This is a genomic window from Vibrio sp. T13N (genome assembly GCF_032970445.1).
Lineage (GTDB): Bacteria > Pseudomonadota > Gammaproteobacteria > Enterobacterales > Vibrionaceae > Vibrio > Vibrio diabolicus.
The window spans coordinates 237806-255446 of the sequence record NZ_JAWJYE010000002.1 but is presented as its reverse complement, the minus strand read 5'-3'; the positions used below and the strand labels follow the sequence as shown (position 1 = coordinate 255446).

At 42.9% G+C, this 17641-nt stretch carries 17 protein-coding genes and 1 pseudogene; 12 read left to right on the top strand and 6 right to left on the bottom strand.

The features are described from left to right. Positions 1-16 precede the first annotated feature (16 nt). From R2S67_RS04235 to def, 5 genes are all read left to right on the top strand, one after another. On the top strand, positions 17-1462 hold the full coding sequence (locus R2S67_RS04235; RefSeq protein WP_317342457.1) for an AGE family epimerase/isomerase: 1446 nt from the start codon (positions 17-19) through the stop codon (positions 1460-1462). A gap of 100 nt (positions 1463-1562) precedes the next feature. Beyond that, entirely contained in the window at positions 1563-1814 is a 252-nt protein-coding gene (locus R2S67_RS04230; protein ID WP_005395194.1) for a DUF2999 family protein, read from the top strand. 314 nt (positions 1815-2128) lie between these two features. Next, positions 2129-2458 carry a YceK/YidQ family lipoprotein gene (locus tag R2S67_RS04225; protein ID WP_080253353.1) on the top strand — a complete coding sequence of 110 codons (330 nt, stop codon included), beginning with the start codon at positions 2129-2131 and terminating at the stop codon, positions 2456-2458. 32 nt (positions 2459-2490) lie between these two features. Beyond that, on the top strand, positions 2491-2949 hold the full coding sequence (locus R2S67_RS04220; protein ID WP_029817912.1) for an ABZJ_00895 family protein: 459 nt from the start codon (positions 2491-2493) through the stop codon (positions 2947-2949). 220 nt (positions 2950-3169) lie between these two features. Next, positions 3170-3676: a peptide deformylase gene (gene def, locus R2S67_RS04215; protein WP_005395192.1), complete on the top strand. Its 507-nt coding sequence runs from the start codon at positions 3170-3172 to the stop codon at positions 3674-3676. Positions 3677-3740: 64 nt separating this feature from the next. Here the strand turns inward: def and R2S67_RS04210 are convergent, their stop codons facing one another. Beyond that, a complete protein-coding gene (locus R2S67_RS04210; protein ID WP_317342439.1) occupies positions 3741-4148 on the bottom strand; it encodes a helix-turn-helix domain-containing protein in 408 nt (135 codons plus the stop codon). An 84-nt stretch (positions 4149-4232) separates the two neighbouring features. On the opposite strand from R2S67_RS04210, the gene R2S67_RS04205 reads away from it, so the two are divergent. The 4 genes from R2S67_RS04205 (at position 4233) to R2S67_RS04190 (ending at position 7888) form a co-directional block, all read left to right on the top strand. Next, positions 4233-4736 carry a DUF2938 domain-containing protein gene (locus tag R2S67_RS04205; protein ID WP_257888075.1) on the top strand — a complete coding sequence of 168 codons (504 nt, stop codon included), beginning with the start codon at positions 4233-4235 and terminating at the stop codon, positions 4734-4736. A 232-nt stretch (positions 4737-4968) separates the two neighbouring features. Beyond that, complete coding sequence (locus R2S67_RS04200; RefSeq protein ID WP_006742284.1) at positions 4969-5997, top strand: phospholipase A; 1029 nt, start codon at positions 4969-4971, stop codon at positions 5995-5997. A 94-nt stretch (positions 5998-6091) separates the two neighbouring features. Continuing rightward, entirely contained in the window at positions 6092-6550 is a 459-nt protein-coding gene (locus tag R2S67_RS04195; RefSeq protein ID WP_317342438.1) for an exoribonuclease R, read from the top strand. Between the two features lie 333 nt (positions 6551-6883). After that, a complete protein-coding gene (locus tag R2S67_RS04190; RefSeq protein ID WP_317342437.1) occupies positions 6884-7888 on the top strand; it encodes a metal-dependent hydrolase in 1005 nt (334 codons plus the stop codon). Positions 7889-7929: 41 nt separating this feature from the next. Here R2S67_RS04190 and R2S67_RS04185 read toward each other — a convergent pair whose 3' ends face one another. From R2S67_RS04185 to R2S67_RS04175, 3 genes and pseudogenes are all read right to left on the bottom strand, one after another. Continuing rightward, on the bottom strand, positions 7930-8322 hold the full coding sequence (locus tag R2S67_RS04185) for a hypothetical protein (RefSeq protein WP_104970657.1): 393 nt from the start codon (positions 8320-8322) through the stop codon (positions 7930-7932). A gap of 501 nt (positions 8323-8823) precedes the next feature. After that, positions 8824-10584, bottom strand: coding sequence for an ABC transporter ATP-binding protein/permease (locus R2S67_RS04180; protein WP_258635097.1), 1761 nt, complete (start codon positions 10582-10584; stop codon positions 8824-8826). A gap of 175 nt (positions 10585-10759) precedes the next feature. Beyond that, a pseudogene (locus R2S67_RS04175) lies at positions 10760-11373 on the bottom strand (PolC-type DNA polymerase III). Between the two features lie 336 nt (positions 11374-11709). On the opposite strand from R2S67_RS04175, the gene R2S67_RS04170 reads away from it, so the two are divergent. The 3 genes from R2S67_RS04170 to R2S67_RS04160 all read left to right on the top strand — a co-directional run bounded on the left by R2S67_RS04170 (position 11710) and on the right by R2S67_RS04160 (position 13760). After that, complete coding sequence (locus R2S67_RS04170; RefSeq protein WP_317342432.1) at positions 11710-12570, top strand: immunity 49 family protein; 861 nt, start codon at positions 11710-11712, stop codon at positions 12568-12570. 194 nt (positions 12571-12764) lie between these two features. Next, entirely contained in the window at positions 12765-13025 is a 261-nt protein-coding gene (locus tag R2S67_RS04165) for a DUF5062 family protein (RefSeq protein ID WP_005376453.1), read from the top strand. A gap of 240 nt (positions 13026-13265) precedes the next feature. Then, a complete protein-coding gene (locus R2S67_RS04160) occupies positions 13266-13760 on the top strand; it encodes a YcxB family protein (protein WP_317342403.1) in 495 nt (164 codons plus the stop codon). A 1220-nt stretch (positions 13761-14980) separates the two neighbouring features. Here the strand turns inward: R2S67_RS04160 and R2S67_RS04155 are convergent. Next, a complete protein-coding gene (locus tag R2S67_RS04155) occupies positions 14981-16177 on the bottom strand; it encodes a lipase family protein (RefSeq protein WP_258664950.1) in 1197 nt (398 codons plus the stop codon). Next, positions 16177-16746 carry a DUF6795 domain-containing protein gene (locus R2S67_RS04150; protein WP_258664948.1) on the bottom strand — a complete coding sequence of 190 codons (570 nt, stop codon included), beginning with the start codon at positions 16744-16746 and terminating at the stop codon, positions 16177-16179. Before R2S67_RS04150 ends, R2S67_RS04155 begins: the two co-directional genes overlap by 1 nt. Between the last annotated feature and the right edge of the window lie 895 nt (positions 16747-17641).

The window sequence follows — 17641 nt, the reverse complement described above, 5'->3', positions numbered from 1 at the left end:
AACTTAATTGAGCATTATGTCTTTTAAATATCTTACCTTATTGCTCGCAACGACGAGCATGAACAGCTTTGCTGATGTGGAGCTGCCTTCGGGGGATGATTGGTTAAACCATGTGACGAATGGCCTAGCCCCATATTGGATGATGGAAAGTGCGCATGGGCAACCTGCGGGGAATTTTCCGACATTTCGTTGTGATAACGGTGTCATCCTCGACCCACAAAAGCCGTGTGAAGAATTAAACAAAGGGTGGATTATCCCGCACTTCGATCGCGAATACACACGCATGAAATCGCGCCAAACTTACTCTTATGGCGTGCTTTTTCATCTTACGGGTGACAAACAAGCATTAGAGCTGGCAAAGAAAGGGGCTTATTACCTGATTGATCATCTACAAGATGAGAAAAACGGCGGCTTTGTGAGCTTTACGCGTAGTGGAAAACCGGGGATGGAGTGGCAACAGCGAACTTCTCAAGACCAAGCTTACGCCTTGGTGGGCTTGGCGATGTACTACTACTTGACGCAAGATCCAAAGGTTGAACAAGCACTTATCGACCAACAAGCGTTTATATTTAAACAATACCGACGAAGCGATGATCGCGGTCTGGTGTGGGTTTTGAAAGATGGTGATGGAGAAAGTGAGAAGCAGCAAGAGTTAGTCGCTCAACTTGACCAAATTAATGGCTACCTGTTGTTAACGGCGCCACTTTTACCAGAGGCCGCGCAAGCCAAGTGGAAACAAGATCTGCAATGGCTGACGCAAGTGATGCTGGATAACTACCACTCCGACAAAGAGCAGCGCTTTTATGGCGCGATACACCACAAAGCGGTAATGATGCCAGATGCGAAACACAATGATTTTGGACACACCATCAAAGCGTATTGGATGACGTATCTCACTGGTCAGTTGTTGGAGAATTCCAATTGGACAGAATTTGGTTTCAAAGGCATGAAACACACGCTTAAACAAGGGCAATACCAGCAAAACTTTGAGCAAGTCAAAGCGCTCTTCTCACCAGAATGGCAGAGTAAATGGACGCAAGAGAGCATTCCTGCTTGGCAATCAAGACCGCACAAGCACTATAGCTCGTCTTGGGAATGGGCAGAACTCGATCAAGCGGCGATGACGGTTTCTCTTGTTGATGGTTCGATGAAAGAAACGCTTCAATACACGTTACCCACTTTTATGGACGTGTGGGTGGATCATCAATACGGAGGTGTTGGTCTGAATCCTAAATCAACCAAAGCGTTCCATTGGGGAAATGGTTACCACCAGTTTGAACATGCGTTGGTCGGGTATTTGTACGCGCAACAAATGGCAAAACAGCCCGCCAAGCTTTACTACGCGCGACCAGCTGAGAGTAAAATGCCACTTAATCCATATTACTTTAACGCGGATATAAAAGTGCTTTCGTCGCAAAGTGATGGAGTCACTACCGCAACCTTCACCAATATTCGACCATAACTTGGTCGATGGTGGAGTGGTGGTTAAAGTCTGCGTGCAAACTAACAAAACCCAATGGTAAACTGCGGGTCTGTTTTACATAGTATTTAAAGGTAATTTGATGAACCCGATTCTTGCGATGTTGAAAGAAAACAATATTAGCGACGAGCAAATCAACGAGCTATTTCAGGCGTTAACTCAAAACCCTCTGGCTGCAATGGCAACTATCAGCCAACTAGGTCTGCCACAAGATCAGCTTCAAGCGTTAATGGCGCAGGTAATGCAAAACCCTGTACTGATTAAAGAAGCAGTGGAAGAGCTAGGCCTAGACTTCTCCAAAGTAGTAGAAGCCAAAGCGAAGCTACAGCAGTAATCGAGTTTTCGATAAAAACAAAAGTCGCCAGAGCCAAATGGTTCTGGCGGCTTTTTTACATCAGATGAAAGGTACGCGACTCCAACGGGAAAGCGAATAGGTTGAGCTTAACTTGGTGCTTGCATAAAAAATTAAGTGCGATTCTAGTCACGTCGCATGAACTCACGGGTGCTATTGGAAATAAATGAATTGTTTCTAATACATAGAACGTATTAACATGGTTGCACTAGGCCCATATGAGTAAATTCATTGAATATACAATTTGAGAGAGGGTTTAGTTTTAAAAAATAATAGTTAGTTGGAATCTAGGTTAAATGAAAATAAATATATTTAAAAAGCTACAAGTTGTATTTCTTGTGGTGTCAGCATCTTTAATGGTGGGGTGTTCGTCTATAGATGCGCATGCTGGTGGCGGATACGGAAAGCCGTTTTCAGGCACAGCGTTATCAGTCGCACGACAACCTTGCTATTTAAGATCTGATATTACTTCCATCGCGTTATACCCACTTTCATTGATTGACATCCCTTTGTCGTTAGCAACGGACGTTGTGTTTCTTCCTGTTGATTTAGTCATGGTAGCTACACCAACAACGAGTTATGGCGGTGTTGTTTCTCTAGGTTGTCCAAGCGGAAGCATGATCTAACACGCTTATTTTATTCAAATAAATGGAAGGAAATGAAAGTGGAATCGAAAAATAATTACTCAACAGAAAACAACGCTCCCTCGGTGCTCTTTGTAACGTCGCTTTTGTGTTTAGCATCAGTTTGTTTGGCCATACTGCTATTTATTATTGAGTACATTTCTGGCATGGAAATGAACGGTGTCGGCTTTCTTGGGACGTTAATACCAGCGATGAGTGTAGGATATTATTTTGGCTATAAAACAGGGAATATAATGCCTTCGACAACGAGATGGTATTCAGTCCTGCTTTGGAATTTATCGAGCTTAGTGGTGTTTTCTCTCATCTTAATGTTTTTGGGCATCTCTATATTTGAACTGATAGCGGAACTAGGCTGGTTCAGTATTATTATCGTTGTATTAACGTTAATAACCGTTTGTCTCGGGTACTTTATTTTCAAGAGTGGTGAAAAAATGGCGATTAAGGTTTTGCTAAAAGCGCAAAAGAGTGCGTAACTCACAAATAACGAACGCTTAAAGATAGATACGTAAAAAAGACGCCAGCCATATCGTGCTGGCGTTATTGTTTTCTCTTTCTTTTTGCCTCTTTGGTCTCAAGCAAAATCGAATGTTTTAGACGAAACGGTCTTTCCACGAAAACTCAACATGTTTATGTCTGCCCAAAGGTGTGTATAATTCGCCGGAAATTACGATTTACAGATAACGAAAGGTAAGTATGGCTGTCCTCGAAATTCTCTCCATTCCAGACCCAAGACTTAAAGTAAAAGCAGAAAAAGTTACTGACGTATCGACAATACAAACGTTGATCGACGATATGCTAGAAACACTTTATGCAACGGGCAATGGCATCGGTTTAGCTTCAACCCAAGTTGGTAGAAAAGAGGCGGTTGTTGTCATCGATATCTCTGACGAACGCAATGATCCTTTAATCTTAGTCAACCCAGAAGTTGTGAGCGGAGAAAACAAAGCGCTTGGTCAAGAAGGGTGCCTATCTGTTCCCGAATACTATGCCGATGTAGAGCGTTACACATCAGTTGTTGTTTCTGCACTAGACCGTGATGGCAACCCGATTACAATCGAGAGTGATGAGTTCTTAGCGATTGTGATGCAGCACGAAATCGACCACTTATCTGGTAACTTGTTCATTGATTATCTTTCACCGCTAAAGCAAAAAATGGCGATGAAAAAAGTGAAGAAGTACGTAAAAGCGCAAGCTAAGTAATATGAAAGGAAGTAACTCACAACCGCGAGTTACTTCCTTTTACATCAAGAATAAGTAGAGTGCTTTATCGCGTTTTTTTGGGGACATAACGCTTCACGATCTTCATAAGCTTCTGAAATGAAGAACAGTCCATATGTGACTCATGAGGGCAGGTGGCAACATGGTTTAGGCTGTCTCGCACCGCTTTCAAACGTGTTATTTGCTCATCAATTTCAAGCGCCTTTTTCGCCAGTAAGTCACGATCAATGTATGGTTTTGAACCTTCTGAGTGATTCAACATTTCTGCCATTTCGTTAAGTGATATTCCAGCGATACGCCCCAAACTAATGATGTTGAGTTTATTGAGTACCTCTGGTGAATATTGACGTCTCAATCCACTCCTTCCTATCGAGCGAATTAACCCCAACTGTTCGTAGTATCTGAGCGTTGAGGTCGGCAATCCTGATTTTTTAACCACTTCTGCAATATCCATATTATTCCTCATTGACTTCAAGTTGGCTTTAAGTTGTAGCATGCAACTAAGACCTTAACAAATCAAAAACTTGAGGAGCGAAAAATGCTGTTTTTAATAGGATTACAAGCGGCGCTAATAGGGATTGGTGCGACTTTGATAATGGATTTATGGGCTTGGCTACAAAGGAGAGTGTTTGGTATTCCCTCACTAAACTATGCATTGGTCGCGCGCTGGGTTTTGTACATGCCCAAAGGAAAGCTTATGCATGCGCCAATTATGGCAACAGACCCGATGTCGGGAGAAAAAGCACTCGGTTGGTTTTTGCACTATGCCATTGGTGTTGTTTTCGCTTTGGCTCACATTGCTGCTTTTGGGCATCATTGGTTGGTAGAGCCTAGTCTAGTGCCCGGCTTAGTCACTGGTGTGGTCACGTTGGTCTTCCCATTTTTTGTCATTCAACCTTGTCTAGGATTTGGTTTTGCTGCCAGTAAAACCCCAACACCTTGGAAAGCCCGTTTTCTTAGCACATTGGCGCATTTAGTTTATGGTTTGGGTTTATTCATAGCCGGGTTTGCAATCAAAGTGGCGAGCCAGTATTTTGCATAGGGAATATGAGCATCATGCAAACGAGTCTTTTTTGTTTTTATTTATGATGCTCAACTCTTGGTCGTTTTTGGCGCGTTGCTCATAGTGGGCGGATATGTTTGAGGTCTGTCGTATTTATCCAAGACGTAAAGTCAGCGAACATTTAACATTGCCTTAACGCCAGAATGGCAAGCGGTTTACCAAGAAAAATTAAAATTATCTGGTTTGACATAAAGAATATTAAGGGTTTCAGATGGCTTCAAAAGTGGCAGGGATATCAATACTGAGCTTATTGGCAGCGCCAGTTGCGATGGGAGAAACAGCCAGTGCTTATGATTTATGTTTGCTAGACAAAATTAAGCAAAGCAAAGGTGAGGAAACCATAAAGAGCATTCGCGCGCAGTGTGAGCTTGATGCAGTAACAAGCACAGTGCCCGCTGATCCAGAAATTGAAGAACCTGAGGAGCTTCAGGAAAGCTTGGTCGACAAGCGTTTGGAGTCAGAACGAGAAAACGCCTTTGAACCATTTAGTTTGGTGGCGCATCGTGTTAACTACATCTTGCCGTTCACTTACAGTGATCGCGTAAATAAGCGTGCTTATGCGGACACTAAGTACGGGGATGAGCTGCGTAAGGAAGAAGCGGAGTTCCAAATTAGTTTTAAAGTGCCAATGAACTACGACGATTTGTTGTTTGATGGGGATGGTTTGTTCTTTGGTATGACGCTCAAGTCATTTTGGCAAGTGTATACAGGAGCCGCATCGCGTCCATTTCGTGAAACCAATTATCGTCCTGAGCTTTTTTATTATACTCCGACAGACTGGAAGCCACTTGATGGTTCGACTTGGTTAGGTTTTGGTATTGAACATGAGTCGAATGGGCAGAGACAAGAGTTATCGCGCAGTTGGAATCGTGTTTACGCCAACTTAACCTTTGCGAAAGACAATTTTGCGGTTTCTCTGCAACCGTGGTGGCGTATACCTGAGGATGAAAAAACATCTCCGAATGATCCTAAAGGTGATGATAACCCGGATATCGAAGATTACATGGGGCACTTTGAGCTATCGAGTGCGTACAAATGGAATGGTTATGAGTTTACCTTCTTAGGCCGCCAGAACTTCCAAACGCATAAAGGCTTTGCCGAATTAGGGGTGTCATTTCCGATCTGGGGCAAACTTCAGGGATACGCACAGTACTCGACGGGGTATGGTAAGAGCTTGATTGACTATGATCATAATCAGCAGCGTATTGGTGTTGGTATCGCGATCAACGGTGTTCTGTAGTTTTTCGGTAGCTCAATAGAAATAAACGCTGGCAATTGAGATTTCAGTATTTAGAATGCGTGGCTGAAATTGATTTCCAACCTAGAGTGATTTTATGCTTCGTGATTACACCTTCGATTGTCTTGTAACCATGCCTCGTCATGAACTGGAAGAGTTTAGTGCTCGCATGATCAGTAAAATGGTGCCAGAAGACGTGATGAATGAGCTGTTTACTTTCGATCAAGAAGAAGTGGCTAGCGAAGACCGTATGTTGTCTGCACGTCTTGATGCCATGTTACGCATGACAGCAATCGCACTGAGCGAAATTCAACAAGCGTTTGATGACTCAGACAATGCGAAGCAAAATAGCGAGCGAATGACGCGACTGGTTCTTTGGCATTTCTATGCGATTTCATTCCATTTGGAAGAGGCGATCACGTTAGAAACACACTGTGCACTAGTGGAAAAACTACTTGAAAATACACCTTCGAATGTTTTTGTTTGGGTGAAAACTCTGACAGAGCTTCTGCACACTTACGCTGAAATCAACGCGAAAGAAAACCCTCAAGACTAAGGTTTTTGTCGTTAATCGTTCAGTAAACAAGGCGAGCCATTCGGTTCGCCTTGTTTTATTTTTGCATCTGTAAAATCCGCAGTTTTGGACTTTTGACGTACACCATGAGCCTCGCTTTAGGTTCGCTTCTCACTAGCGAATAGGGCGATTTCTTCTTACACTAAAATCAAAGTATTTGTTTTCGAACACTTTAATACGCCATTAAGGTGTGTCTTCCAATCCACTTAAATACGGATAATTTATGTCGGAGAGCGTTCTGGTTTTTAAATTTGAGCCTATTTTGAAGCGCATATGCCTTCTATCTCGGCTACATTTTCGTTGCGGGCGTAAATAATGGACCCGTTAACGCAAGGTTTACTTGGCGCTGCTTTGCCACAGTCTGCAAGTAACAAGCGGCACATTGTGGCTGCTGGCGTGTTAGGCGTGGTTTCAGGGATGGCGCCGGATTTGGACGTACTTATCCGTTCATCAACTGACCCATTGCTGTTTTTGGAATATCACCGACACTTTACCCATTCATTGTTGTTTATCCCTTTTGGCAGCTTTCTCTGTGCTTTAGTGTTGTATCCGTTGTTTGCAAAAAGACGAGGGCTAAACTTCCGACAGAGTTGGTTTTATTGTGCCCTTGGTTATAGCACCCATGCGCTGTTAGATGCTTGCACCAGCTATGGGACTCAGCTTTTTTGGCCGATAAGCAACACACGCTATGCCTGGAATACGATCTCTGTTATCGATCCCGCTTTCACATTTCCTATTTTGATCCTGCTTTTGTTTGCCGCACTGAAGCGAAATCGAAATTACGCGCGTGTCGCATTTCTATGGTCTCTGGCTTATCTGACTCTTGGGGTTATTCAACGAGATAGAGCAGAAGCGGCCGGATGGAAAATCGTCCAAGAGCGACAGCACAGCGCTGTGCAGCTAAAAGCAAAACCAACCTTCGGCAATCTTTTGGTCTGGAAAGTGATTTATGAAACGGAAGATAACTACTATGTGGATGCGGTAAGAGTGGGGCGTTCAATAAAAATCTACCCAGGCGAATCCACACCAAAGCTCAATGTGAAGACTCAATTTCCATGGCTCGATCCGCAATCGCAGCAAGCGAAAGACATCGAACGTTTCCGTTGGTTTTCAAATGGTTTTGTAGCGCAAGACCCGAATAACGAAATGCGAATTGTTGACGTGCGTTACTCCATCATTCCAAACCAAATTAACGCGCTGTGGGGCATCAATTTATCACCCAACGCTAGCCCGAATGTGCACGTCGAATACACTGCTCATCGAGGTAGTACAGCGGAAGACCGCCAAACTTTTCTCAATATGCTTACGGATTTTGAGTGATGGTTTTTACTTTGGGTACCGATGCGGTGCCGTAATAACTATTACGCAGACTGAAAGTCCTTCACTAGGGTCGGCTTGCTAGCGAAGAAAATTTTGCCAAACAGAGACTTATACTTCCATCCAAGAGACAACAGTCGTTTTGCTAAGCTTTTGTTTTCAATGATAGCGACTTCAACGCCTTGGTAATGGTATGGATTGCTTTTAATGTAGTCGATAAATGCAGTAAGCACGCCTTGCCCGCGAACGGAGGGCGCAAAGTTGACTGCAACAATGGAAAAGCGCTGACTGCCAACAGGGCAACGGACAAAGCAGTGTCCAAGCGGATGAGTGATGGTCTCGGAAAACTCAGGAAACGCGCGAGACTCTAGTTCTTGAGAAAGCGCATCGTATTGCTGACATAAATGATAAAAAAGTTGTTTCGCTTCACTGTTCATCTCGGTGCCGCTTACTTATAACTTGGTTTAAAGGCTTTGATTTCAAAAACATTGTAACCATAGGCAGCAAGATAAAATGCGGTGAACTTTTACAGTGGTGATTTCCTATTTTTGAAACCTAACTTGTTACAAATGAAGTTGATTGGTTTTTATATGGTACGTGGGGATGAGTGTTTCTAGTTGAAGGAAGAGTACGCTGGTTACTGGATTCTTACCTGAGTTCCTGTATTAAAAGGAGAACCACTTGGTTTAATGCCGCTCGTTTAACTACGAGTGGCATCTTTTTATATTTCGTCATCTTGTACAGCGACGAAGGTGCGTGATATAGGATCTTCTATCCTAGCTCTTTATGGTCAAAATTGTCTCTTTAACCACTCAGCACGTTGCTATTAGATTCCTAGTCTCGCCAAGGCTCGCTGGAATGACACAAAAACATCGTTAAGCTGTTGGCATTAAATCACTTGGTCCGTTTTTGCTTATTCTTGAGGGCTTAACTAGGCATTACTCTAAGTGCTTAAATTGCAATGCCACAAGTCGCTGATACAACTCACAGCTTTGCATTAATGATTGGTGGTTACCAACATCGACTAACTCGCCATTGTCGAGCACCGCAATTTTATCCGCATGTTGGATGGTCGAAAGACGATGAGCAATGATCAGCGTTGTGCGTCCTTTCATTAGAGCTTCAAGTGCTTGCTGGACGTGATGTTCACTTTCACTATCAAGGGCGCTAGTAGCTTCGTCTAGCAGTAAGATTTTTGGATCTTTTAGAATCGCGCGAGCTATCGCAATACGCTGCTTTTGTCCGCCCGATAGCCTAACGCCGCGCTCGCCTAAAAAGCTGTGATAGCCTTCGGGAAGCTTCTCAATAAACTCATGGGCATGGGCTTTTTTCGCAGCCTCGACGACTTGTTCATCCGTTGCTTCAGGATTACCGTAGCGAATATTATGGAAAACATCATGGCTAAACAGCGCTGGCTGTTGTGGTACGAGTGCCATTTGGCGTCGAAGCTCGTTTGGATCGAACTGTCGAATATCTTCACCACCAAACAACACTTGCCCTTTTTGCGGATCATAAAAGCGTTGCAGCAGTTCGAATAGTGTTGTTTTACCTGCACCAGAAGGGCCGACCAACGCCAACACTTTTCCTTGTTCAGCGGTTAGATTTAACTCTTTGATAGCTGGTTGATTTGGGCGAGAAGGGTAATTGAAACTCACCGATTTAAAGTTAACCTCAGCAGGCATGTCGGGACGGATAGGCAAATGGTTGCTTGGCGCTTTGATATCGCTGTCTACTTGAAGGATCTCAATCAGCCGTTCGGTAGCGCCTGCGGCTCTTTGCAGTTCACCCATCACTTCAGAAATGGTTGCAGTTGATGAGGCAACCATAATGGCATAAAACACAAACGCTGCTAGGTCTCCCGCAGACATCTTTCCGTGAATCACATCGCTGCCGCCAACCCAAAGCATGCCTGCAATCGCGCTGAACACAATCACAATAACGCCAGAGATTAGGATCGCGCGCTGTTTTACTCTCTGTCTGCCCACTTCATACGCTTTTTCCACCTCGACAGCGAAAGCCGCTCGTTCGTACGGTTCTGAGCTAAAACTTTGCACGGTTTTAATATGTTCTATCGCTTCACCTGCGTAGCTGCCGACATCGGCCATTGAGTCCTGACTTTGGCGAGAGAGCGCACGCACGCGTCGTCCATAAAACAAAATTGGAACCAGAACCAAAGGCACAGAAGCAAGTACGATCAACGTGAGCTTAACGTTGGTAGCGAATAACATAATGATGGCACCAAAGCACATCAAAGCGCTACGCATCGCCATCGAGAACGATGAACCAATAATGCTTTGCAGCAACGTGGTATCGGTAGTCAGGCGCGACATAATATCGCCGCTACTGTTGGTCTCAAAATAGCTCGGATGCAGCGTAATCACATGGTTAAACACCGCAAGGCGAATATCCGCACTGACGCGCTCACCTACGGAAGAGACAAGGTAGAAGCGAAAGAACGTCCCAATGGCAATACACAGTGTGACACCGACAATAAACTGAATCGCATTGGTAAGCTCTTGCAATGATTGCTGAGCAAACCCTTGGTCGATAAGAATACGTACTCCATAACCAACGGATAACGTTAAACTTGCTGTTGCGACAAGGGCAACCAAGGCCGCTGCAACCCGCCATTTATAAGGCGCAATAAAGGTGTTGAGTTTAAGAAGAATGCTGAGATTTTTGTTATTTTTTCTGCTCATGAGTGACTCACAAAGCGTTTTAGGTACCTGGCATAGTAAGCCAGTTTGGTAGGGGAGACCAGTGAACTACCGTTTTCGGAGTAGGAAGTTCACAGGGATGCTCAATATCGTATGTGTATATCGAAACTTGCTTAAACTTCTAAGATACTAGAATCAGCTTTTAGTTCGGAGGGTGTTAAGCACGGCTTTTAGCGAGTAGCAGGTCGACTTTTCCTTTGGCTGTTTTACTAACCGTTTTCATCAACTGAAAACTTGGTTTTTCGACGCCTGAGTTTTCTATCCCTTCGACCATTAACAGCCAAAGCTTGGCTGTCATTTGCGCATCGGCTAGTGCGCGGTGAAAAACACCGTCGTTGTCGATATTTTTATAGCGAACAAGTTCACTAGCTTGTGTGATGGGGCATCTTGAATGAGCCGTCTTGCTACCAGCAAGGAGCAAGCAAACTCACCCGAATAACCACAGTTGATTCGTTCAAGCTCTGCATCTAAAAATCGTTTATCGAAAGACGCGTTGTGAGCGATAAGGTTCTCGCCAGCAATGAACTCACTAAATGACGCCATTACCTCTTCGCAGCTTGGTGCCGAACGTAACATATTGTTGGTAATGCCGGTATAGTTCTCAATGAAAGAGCTCACTCTGAAACCGGGATTCATGAGTTGCTGAAAACTATCAACAACCTCGCCATCGACTAACTTTACCGCACCAATTTCTATTGCGCGATCACCTAAAGTAGGAGAGAGACCTGTGGTTTCAAAGTCTAACACGACCACAGAGTTTGCTTGAGGCATAAAATTTTCCAGCTGAGTAATATTGCGCAAGAGTATTATCGAAAGCGACAGAAAAAGAAAGGCGAACACAATGGTGAGTATCTTTTATCGTGACCCTACAAAGCCAGTGTTCGTCGTCCACTGTTTATGGCTCATCGTGGCTTACGCGTTAGCCTTATATCTCAAACGTTTTTCGGCTTTTTGATTCATTTCAATTAAGCATTAACCTTCGATATAAAATACTGATTATAAATTGATTTCATAAATCCACTTCGGCATCATTTACGGCTTGATTTTGAAGATGAATGTCATCACGGCAAAAAATTAGAACAACTTATAATGCGAGGCTAGGGAACGATGGAACAAATGAAAAATCACTATTTAGAGATACCTGAAGAAAGAAAATTGCGTATTTTTCGTGAAGAAGACGAACGTTTCTACAGCTTTTGGGAAAAAATGCTTGATGAAAAGCAGTCCTTTTATCAACAACCTCTCAAAAGAATGAAAGGCGATGCTTGGCATTCGCTTCACTCATTCTTCACTGCTTCAAAATATGGACAACATCAGGCCTCGCCAGCTTATATAAAAAGAGCGCTTGAGTTACTGAATAACGTGTACTTGCTGGCCAATCATTCAGACCACGTTGTTGAATTCTCCGTTGGGCACCGACATTTTTCGGAAGTGGGTAACCGTTCTGTTGCAGGAGGAACAATGGATGCTTGGTTGGATGAAATCTGTTTAGCGATGGCAGCGAGAGATTGGCGCTGTGTAGAGCTGATGACCATCATGGATGAGTCGTTAGTGCGTTTAAAAGATCCTTTCGATGTTGCGCTGGTCGAGTTCGTTAGCGGTGTATTTAGCAATTCATCAGCGTTACCTGAGTTATTGCAAACTGTGATGGAGAAATCCTCCCCGCAATATTTAGAATCAACCAGGGTGCCATATGTACACTCTTTGTTTATTCCATTTGTGAATGTGTTTGTTGCCATTATCGATGGCGATGAGGCACATTATCAAGAAGCACTGAGAGATGCGTTAGAGACGCATTACCAGTTCTACATGAATGAAGATGTTCGTTATTCGCCAAAAGGGAATGTTTCTCTAAGACTGACTGGTCTTGCTGCATTGGCCTACGATAAGTATGGCTGGACAATTCCAGAAACTGCATATTTACCGAAATGGCTTGTTTACGGTGAGCATGATCTTTGTTCTAAATAAATCATTCGGAGTCTGCGCCCAAGCCCATTCGGATGTTCTGCACGGAAGCATACACAGAAAACATGCCGCGAAAAGGTTGTTTTTTAATCGACCACTCGGTAGTAAGGCATAAACTTATCAATATGCGAGCTTACTAACACGCCATACGTGACACTTCATGTATTCTTAGCCGAAGCGAAGAAGAGGATTTATCAATGTCAAAAAGCTCCAAGCTTCACAATGAAGACAAACTGGTCAAGAAGGCACTAGAGATTGGTGGGAAGATGGCGAAACTACAAGGTTTTGACCTTCCACAGTCACCACAACCTCTGAGAGTAAAAGCGATTTACCTATTCTTGGTCGATGCAAAACAGATAACGCCACTACCGGAAAGTAAGCTAGACGGCGCAAGCATCAAACACCGACTAGCAGTATGGATACACAGTGCATTGCCAGACAACGACCCTCTAAAGTAGAAAACTCAAGAAGTCACATAGGTCATTACTTAACACAGGCCATTAATTAACAAGGCGAGCCAAATGGTTCGCCTTGTTTGATCTTGGCGAGTGCACCGAGGTCTTCTAGCGTTTCGGTATCATTGATTTACAAAACAGAATTAAAAGGACTAAAGATAAATCCCGAGAAGCGCTACAATGCATGCGTTGCGAGAGTGCAACCAAGATTACTCATTTACAGAAGCCTTGAAGTAACCATACATGTCTAAAGATTTCGAATTCACTACAGAATACATACTCGACAAACCTTTCTTTGCTGAGTGTTATGATCAAACTAGCCAGCGAACGAAGTTCCCACAAGCGTATCTAAAAGGGATACTATTTCTTGTCTTTGGTGTGGTCTTGTTAGAGTTTGAACTGCTACCTAACGGTTATGTCGGTTGGTTCTTTATCGTATTGAGTGTGATTGAAGCGTGCAGCGTTTACTTCAAAAGAACTTGGTGGCTGTGGCGTCAAACCATCAGCTCAAGTCGCGGCAGTAAAGTGGCTTTTGAAGTGAATGCAGATGGCGTGCGCTACAAAAGTGGTAAAGTTGACCGCAGCCTCGCTTGGAATGATATCGACCAACTCGAACAAACTGATTTGGGCTTTATCCTTCACCTTGGTAAACAACGCCAATACATCAGCAAATCTTGCTTAAACGAAGAAGTGATCGCGTTTATGGTAGAGCAGCACGCGGCATCGAAAGCGAACTAATAAATTCCTATTAACAGAAGAGGCGAGGCAAAGGGTTTGCTTTTTTGAACTTAGGATTTGATGCCTATGGGGTAGCTCTGGTTCAGACTTAAAATATGAACCGCTACACTCGGTGTTTTGGGCTGCGTCATTCCAGTATATGGACTGCCTAGTTATTACAACTTGTTTAGCAAAAATAGATTAGATGCATGCGTATATTCGGGTTTTAATGAGTAGCTAACTCGACCCTCGATGTATTAGCACTTTAATGCAATTTCGCGAGCGCGGAAATAATCCAAAGAATTCAAGCCTGCTCTTCGCTATATCAAGATGTAAGTAACGTATTTGACTTACTACACGTGAGTTAGAGGCGCTTGATATTTACTGCCATAATGAAGCAACGCCCAAGCCGTTCTTGTGGTCTTATTTGCTAAATCAATGGCGATGGTAGTAGACTTTCTCATGTACGGACTTCTTAATTTAGGCTTTGAAACCATAAATTCTAGATCCCTCCTGGGGGAGGGAGTCCATACATCGCGAGCCTAGACGAGACTAGGAATCTCCCTAAGTATGCTGCGGAGTTAGAACCAAAAAAGTGACAAGGAGATAGTGTATTGTGATCCTGAAGTGATGACGCCAACTTTTAGAGCACTTTTGCTCGATTATTAGGTTCGGCAAAGATTTGACATTCGTTAGTTTGCTGGATTTTCCCTAATAAAATTCATGTGACCAGTGTTGGGCTTATGCGTCTAAAGGTAATTTCTATGCGGAAGGAACTTATTCGATTTGAGGGGGCTATACATGGAATTTCGATTCGAGCCCCATGGGAGGCGTTCGAAGTTTTAGGAAAAGTAGCTTATAAGAATGGAGCGTACAGCGAGAATTGAACCTGCATCATCAGTTTGGAAGGAGACGCAGTACGGGTTTTGTAAAAGTTGATTTTCATTAAATCTATTTAATATCAATTATTTAATTTGATTTTTCAACGAAAATCCAAAAACAGTTGAAACTGTAAACCTACATTTTGGCTCCTAATCACGAATTTGAAAATAGTGAAAAATTCATCATTTTCAAATTCGTATCGATAAATCGCGACCCGATTTGGTTAGAAAGTCTCATCTAAAAGTGCTTAATAAAAATCCCATTTAGCGGCATTATGTCAATGTCACCAGTTAACTTATGAGGTGATGAGTTCACCTCTCACTAAGGAATCACTTTACTATGCCATTGCAATTGTTAGGCTAACTTAGCAACGATATCGCTTGTTTAGATACTCTGACTAGTCGTCCAATGGTTTTTTCGAAAACCCATCTAATGAATCGGGCGGATAGGTCTTCAACGATGGTCCCATAGTGACCGGCAAAAACAAGCATATGGCCTAATAAGCCTTTTAGTTGCTCTTCATTGCGCTTAGATGATTTTGCTACGGATTCTAGCTTTCTTGAAAGCCAATCATAAAAGGTCAAGCCAGCAATCACGCCTGCTTGAATCGTTACCGTTGACAAAAGAGCCACATCTTTCAAATAGGTGATAAGTGCGCCCTGTATTCTATCGGCCCAATATTCCGAAAAAGAAGCTTGATTTCGTTGCTCGTACTTTAGACGGATAGGGGTAAATAAGTGGTCATTCGATTTCCTCTTCAACGCTCCCCAAGAATCCGAGGAAGCAGTGTTTAGGTAACCCGGATTTTTGTTTCTTGCCATCAAATGGGCTGATATGCTTAACCCAGTGCCAGAATCTAAGCGGTACTCGCCTGTCGAGATTGGAGCATGAATAAATGGCCAAAGCGGTACTTTTGGTACAGGATCAGCACCATGCGTACATCGATAAACACCATCGTTTAGCTTTTCCGATGAGCGTGCGTATGCTTCCAGACCAACTCTAGGAGCGCCAAAGGTGTATAAAGTGGTTCTGATCTTCATCTCACGACGCACCCAATCAGCGCAAAGTGATGCGAGTGCTCCACCTAAGCTGTGCCCAACGCAATGTATACGTTTTGGTTTGGGATATATCTGCATAATATACTGCTTCAACTTGGGGCTAATACTTTGAAAACAATTGTTGAAACCAGCATGAGCGGGCGAACCGTTTGGTGATCCTTTCACCCCTATATTCGCATTTGTGATCCAGTCATTAGCATTTTGTGTTCCTCGAATTGAAATGACAATTTCATTCTCAAATGTTGAACCTTTACCAGTGCCAACCACTGCAAACGCCTCTGAAGTTCTCATCAAGCCAGGGATAACTTTACGCAATACCGGTACATTGGATAAACCCGCTACACCGCCTGTAAAACCATCAAATACATCATTTTCAGAAAAAGAAAAGTGATTTGAAAAACTGTTTTCTCCCGGCATGATAAAACGGCCATTATTTTCATAAGCTTTGTAAGGAATATCCGCTATTTCTGAAGCCATTTTTGGTGTTAACTTTGCCATTACGTGTCCTTGTTTAGTAATATTTTTTCAGAAAATCCTTTCAAATCACACCTACTAATAATTTCAAGATCGAGGCCATTCTCAACAAATTTATTTTTGAAAAAGTAATGATATTCGTCCGAATTAATCTCACAACTTAAATCAAGAAGATTATCTGAAATAAATTCATAGGGTTTCACATCAGAAAAGCGAGCCTCTAGTAAGTAGTATTTTTTGCCATCTACAAAAATGTAAATGCCAATGTAGCTAGAGGATTCATGAAGGGCAGGTTCTTTAAACGTCTGATAGTGGTATGTGGGTTCGAAATGAAAATCCCCCTTTTCTGACGTAATTGTCTCGGTGATATAACGGTTTTTAGAAAAAGCCGTGTGTAGATAAACCACCTCGCTAGTAAACGCTTTCCCGTCTAAGTATAAGCTACCAGTGATCTCTGAGCTAAGTATGTATTGAAACTTTTTTGATTTGAAGAAATTAAACATATCTGCGTTACAACCTGTTGAGAGCAATAATATTGTGGCACTCATAAGGAAAACCGGTATTTTAGTCATTTGTTTGCCAATATTGTACATAGGTCAACCCATATCCACACGTGAGACGATACTATGTCCTAATGCTCTCAAGTTCTAGCCTAGGACCGCCGAAATTCTCAAAATAAGTCATGTCAAATCTTATATCTAGGCATACTTTAAAAAATAATGTAAATGACATGTCTATTACTTTCATGGGTTCAACATAAGCACACTCGCTCTGGTAAAAAATAGCGAACTATTCGTTAAAGTACTTATCCACGTCCACTTCGTAAGCTTGCATACTCATTGTCTCATTCTGCATTCTTATCATTAAGACAAGTTAACAATAGCCAACGCGCAAATGGTTGTTGTTTATAACCAATAAAACAACGCGCAGTGTTATGATCTTCACGAATATGGATCATACGAATCTAGTACTAAAGTTTTGTGGTTCTTCGACGTTTGGTGTGGATTTGAGTTAAAATACTCACCTCTAAAGTAACAATTACTACAATACCCGACCCCCTTTGAACTCTTCTGCTCGGCTTGGGGTTACAAGCCCTTTGGAAACTTATCGACCAAACCCTGAATACAGAACACTCTCCTTTTGAGTTTCATCTACAACTCGGAGCAGAACGTGGTACTTTTTATTCATGTTCAGAGTGTGGAATAGCTTGCTCTGCCCATGATTTCAAAGAGAAAACATGGCGCCATCTCATTTTTCAGCACCATTGCGATATCACAGCGAAAATACCTCGAGTTCACTGTAAGGCTCATCGATGTGCCTGGGCAAGGCCTGGTAGTAGCTTTACCTTGTTATTTGAAGAATTGGCTTTAACTCTCATAAGAGGAGTGCCCGTTCACGCTGCCGCCAAGTTTATGGAAGTGATAGATAAGCGGCTTTGGCTAGTGGTCGAAGCAAGCTTTATAGCGCCTTGACCTCTCATCTCTCCAA

Coding starts and splice junctions, on each gene's coding strand:
- R2S67_RS04235 (WP_317342457.1), top strand. CDS start 17: ATGTCTTTTAAATATCTTACCTTATTGCTCGCAACGACGAGCATGAAC.
- R2S67_RS04230 (WP_005395194.1), top strand. CDS start 1,563: ATGAACCCGATTCTTGCGATGTTGAAAGAAAACAATATTAGCGACGAG.
- R2S67_RS04225 (WP_080253353.1), top strand. CDS start 2,129: ATGAAAATAAATATATTTAAAAAGCTACAAGTTGTATTTCTTGTGGTG.
- R2S67_RS04220 (WP_029817912.1), top strand. CDS start 2,491: ATGAAAGTGGAATCGAAAAATAATTACTCAACAGAAAACAACGCTCCC.
- def (WP_005395192.1), top strand. CDS start 3,170: ATGGCTGTCCTCGAAATTCTCTCCATTCCAGACCCAAGACTTAAAGTA.
- R2S67_RS04210 (WP_317342439.1), bottom strand. CDS start 4,148: ATGGATATTGCAGAAGTGGTTAAAAAATCAGGATTGCCGACCTCAACG.
- R2S67_RS04205 (WP_257888075.1), top strand. CDS start 4,233: ATGCTGTTTTTAATAGGATTACAAGCGGCGCTAATAGGGATTGGTGCG.
- R2S67_RS04200 (WP_006742284.1), top strand. CDS start 4,969: ATGGCTTCAAAAGTGGCAGGGATATCAATACTGAGCTTATTGGCAGCG.
- R2S67_RS04195 (WP_317342438.1), top strand. CDS start 6,092: ATGCTTCGTGATTACACCTTCGATTGTCTTGTAACCATGCCTCGTCAT.
- R2S67_RS04190 (WP_317342437.1), top strand. CDS start 6,884: ATGGACCCGTTAACGCAAGGTTTACTTGGCGCTGCTTTGCCACAGTCT.
- R2S67_RS04185 (WP_104970657.1), bottom strand. CDS start 8,322: ATGAACAGTGAAGCGAAACAACTTTTTTATCATTTATGTCAGCAATAC.
- R2S67_RS04180 (WP_258635097.1), bottom strand. CDS start 10,584: ATGAGCAGAAAAAATAACAAAAATCTCAGCATTCTTCTTAAACTCAAC.
- R2S67_RS04170 (WP_317342432.1), top strand. CDS start 11,710: ATGGAACAAATGAAAAATCACTATTTAGAGATACCTGAAGAAAGAAAA.
- R2S67_RS04165 (WP_005376453.1), top strand. CDS start 12,765: ATGTCAAAAAGCTCCAAGCTTCACAATGAAGACAAACTGGTCAAGAAG.
- R2S67_RS04160 (WP_317342403.1), top strand. CDS start 13,266: ATGTCTAAAGATTTCGAATTCACTACAGAATACATACTCGACAAACCT.
- R2S67_RS04155 (WP_258664950.1), bottom strand. CDS start 16,177: ATGGCAAAGTTAACACCAAAAATGGCTTCAGAAATAGCGGATATTCCT.
- R2S67_RS04150 (WP_258664948.1), bottom strand. CDS start 16,746: ATGTACAATATTGGCAAACAAATGACTAAAATACCGGTTTTCCTTATG.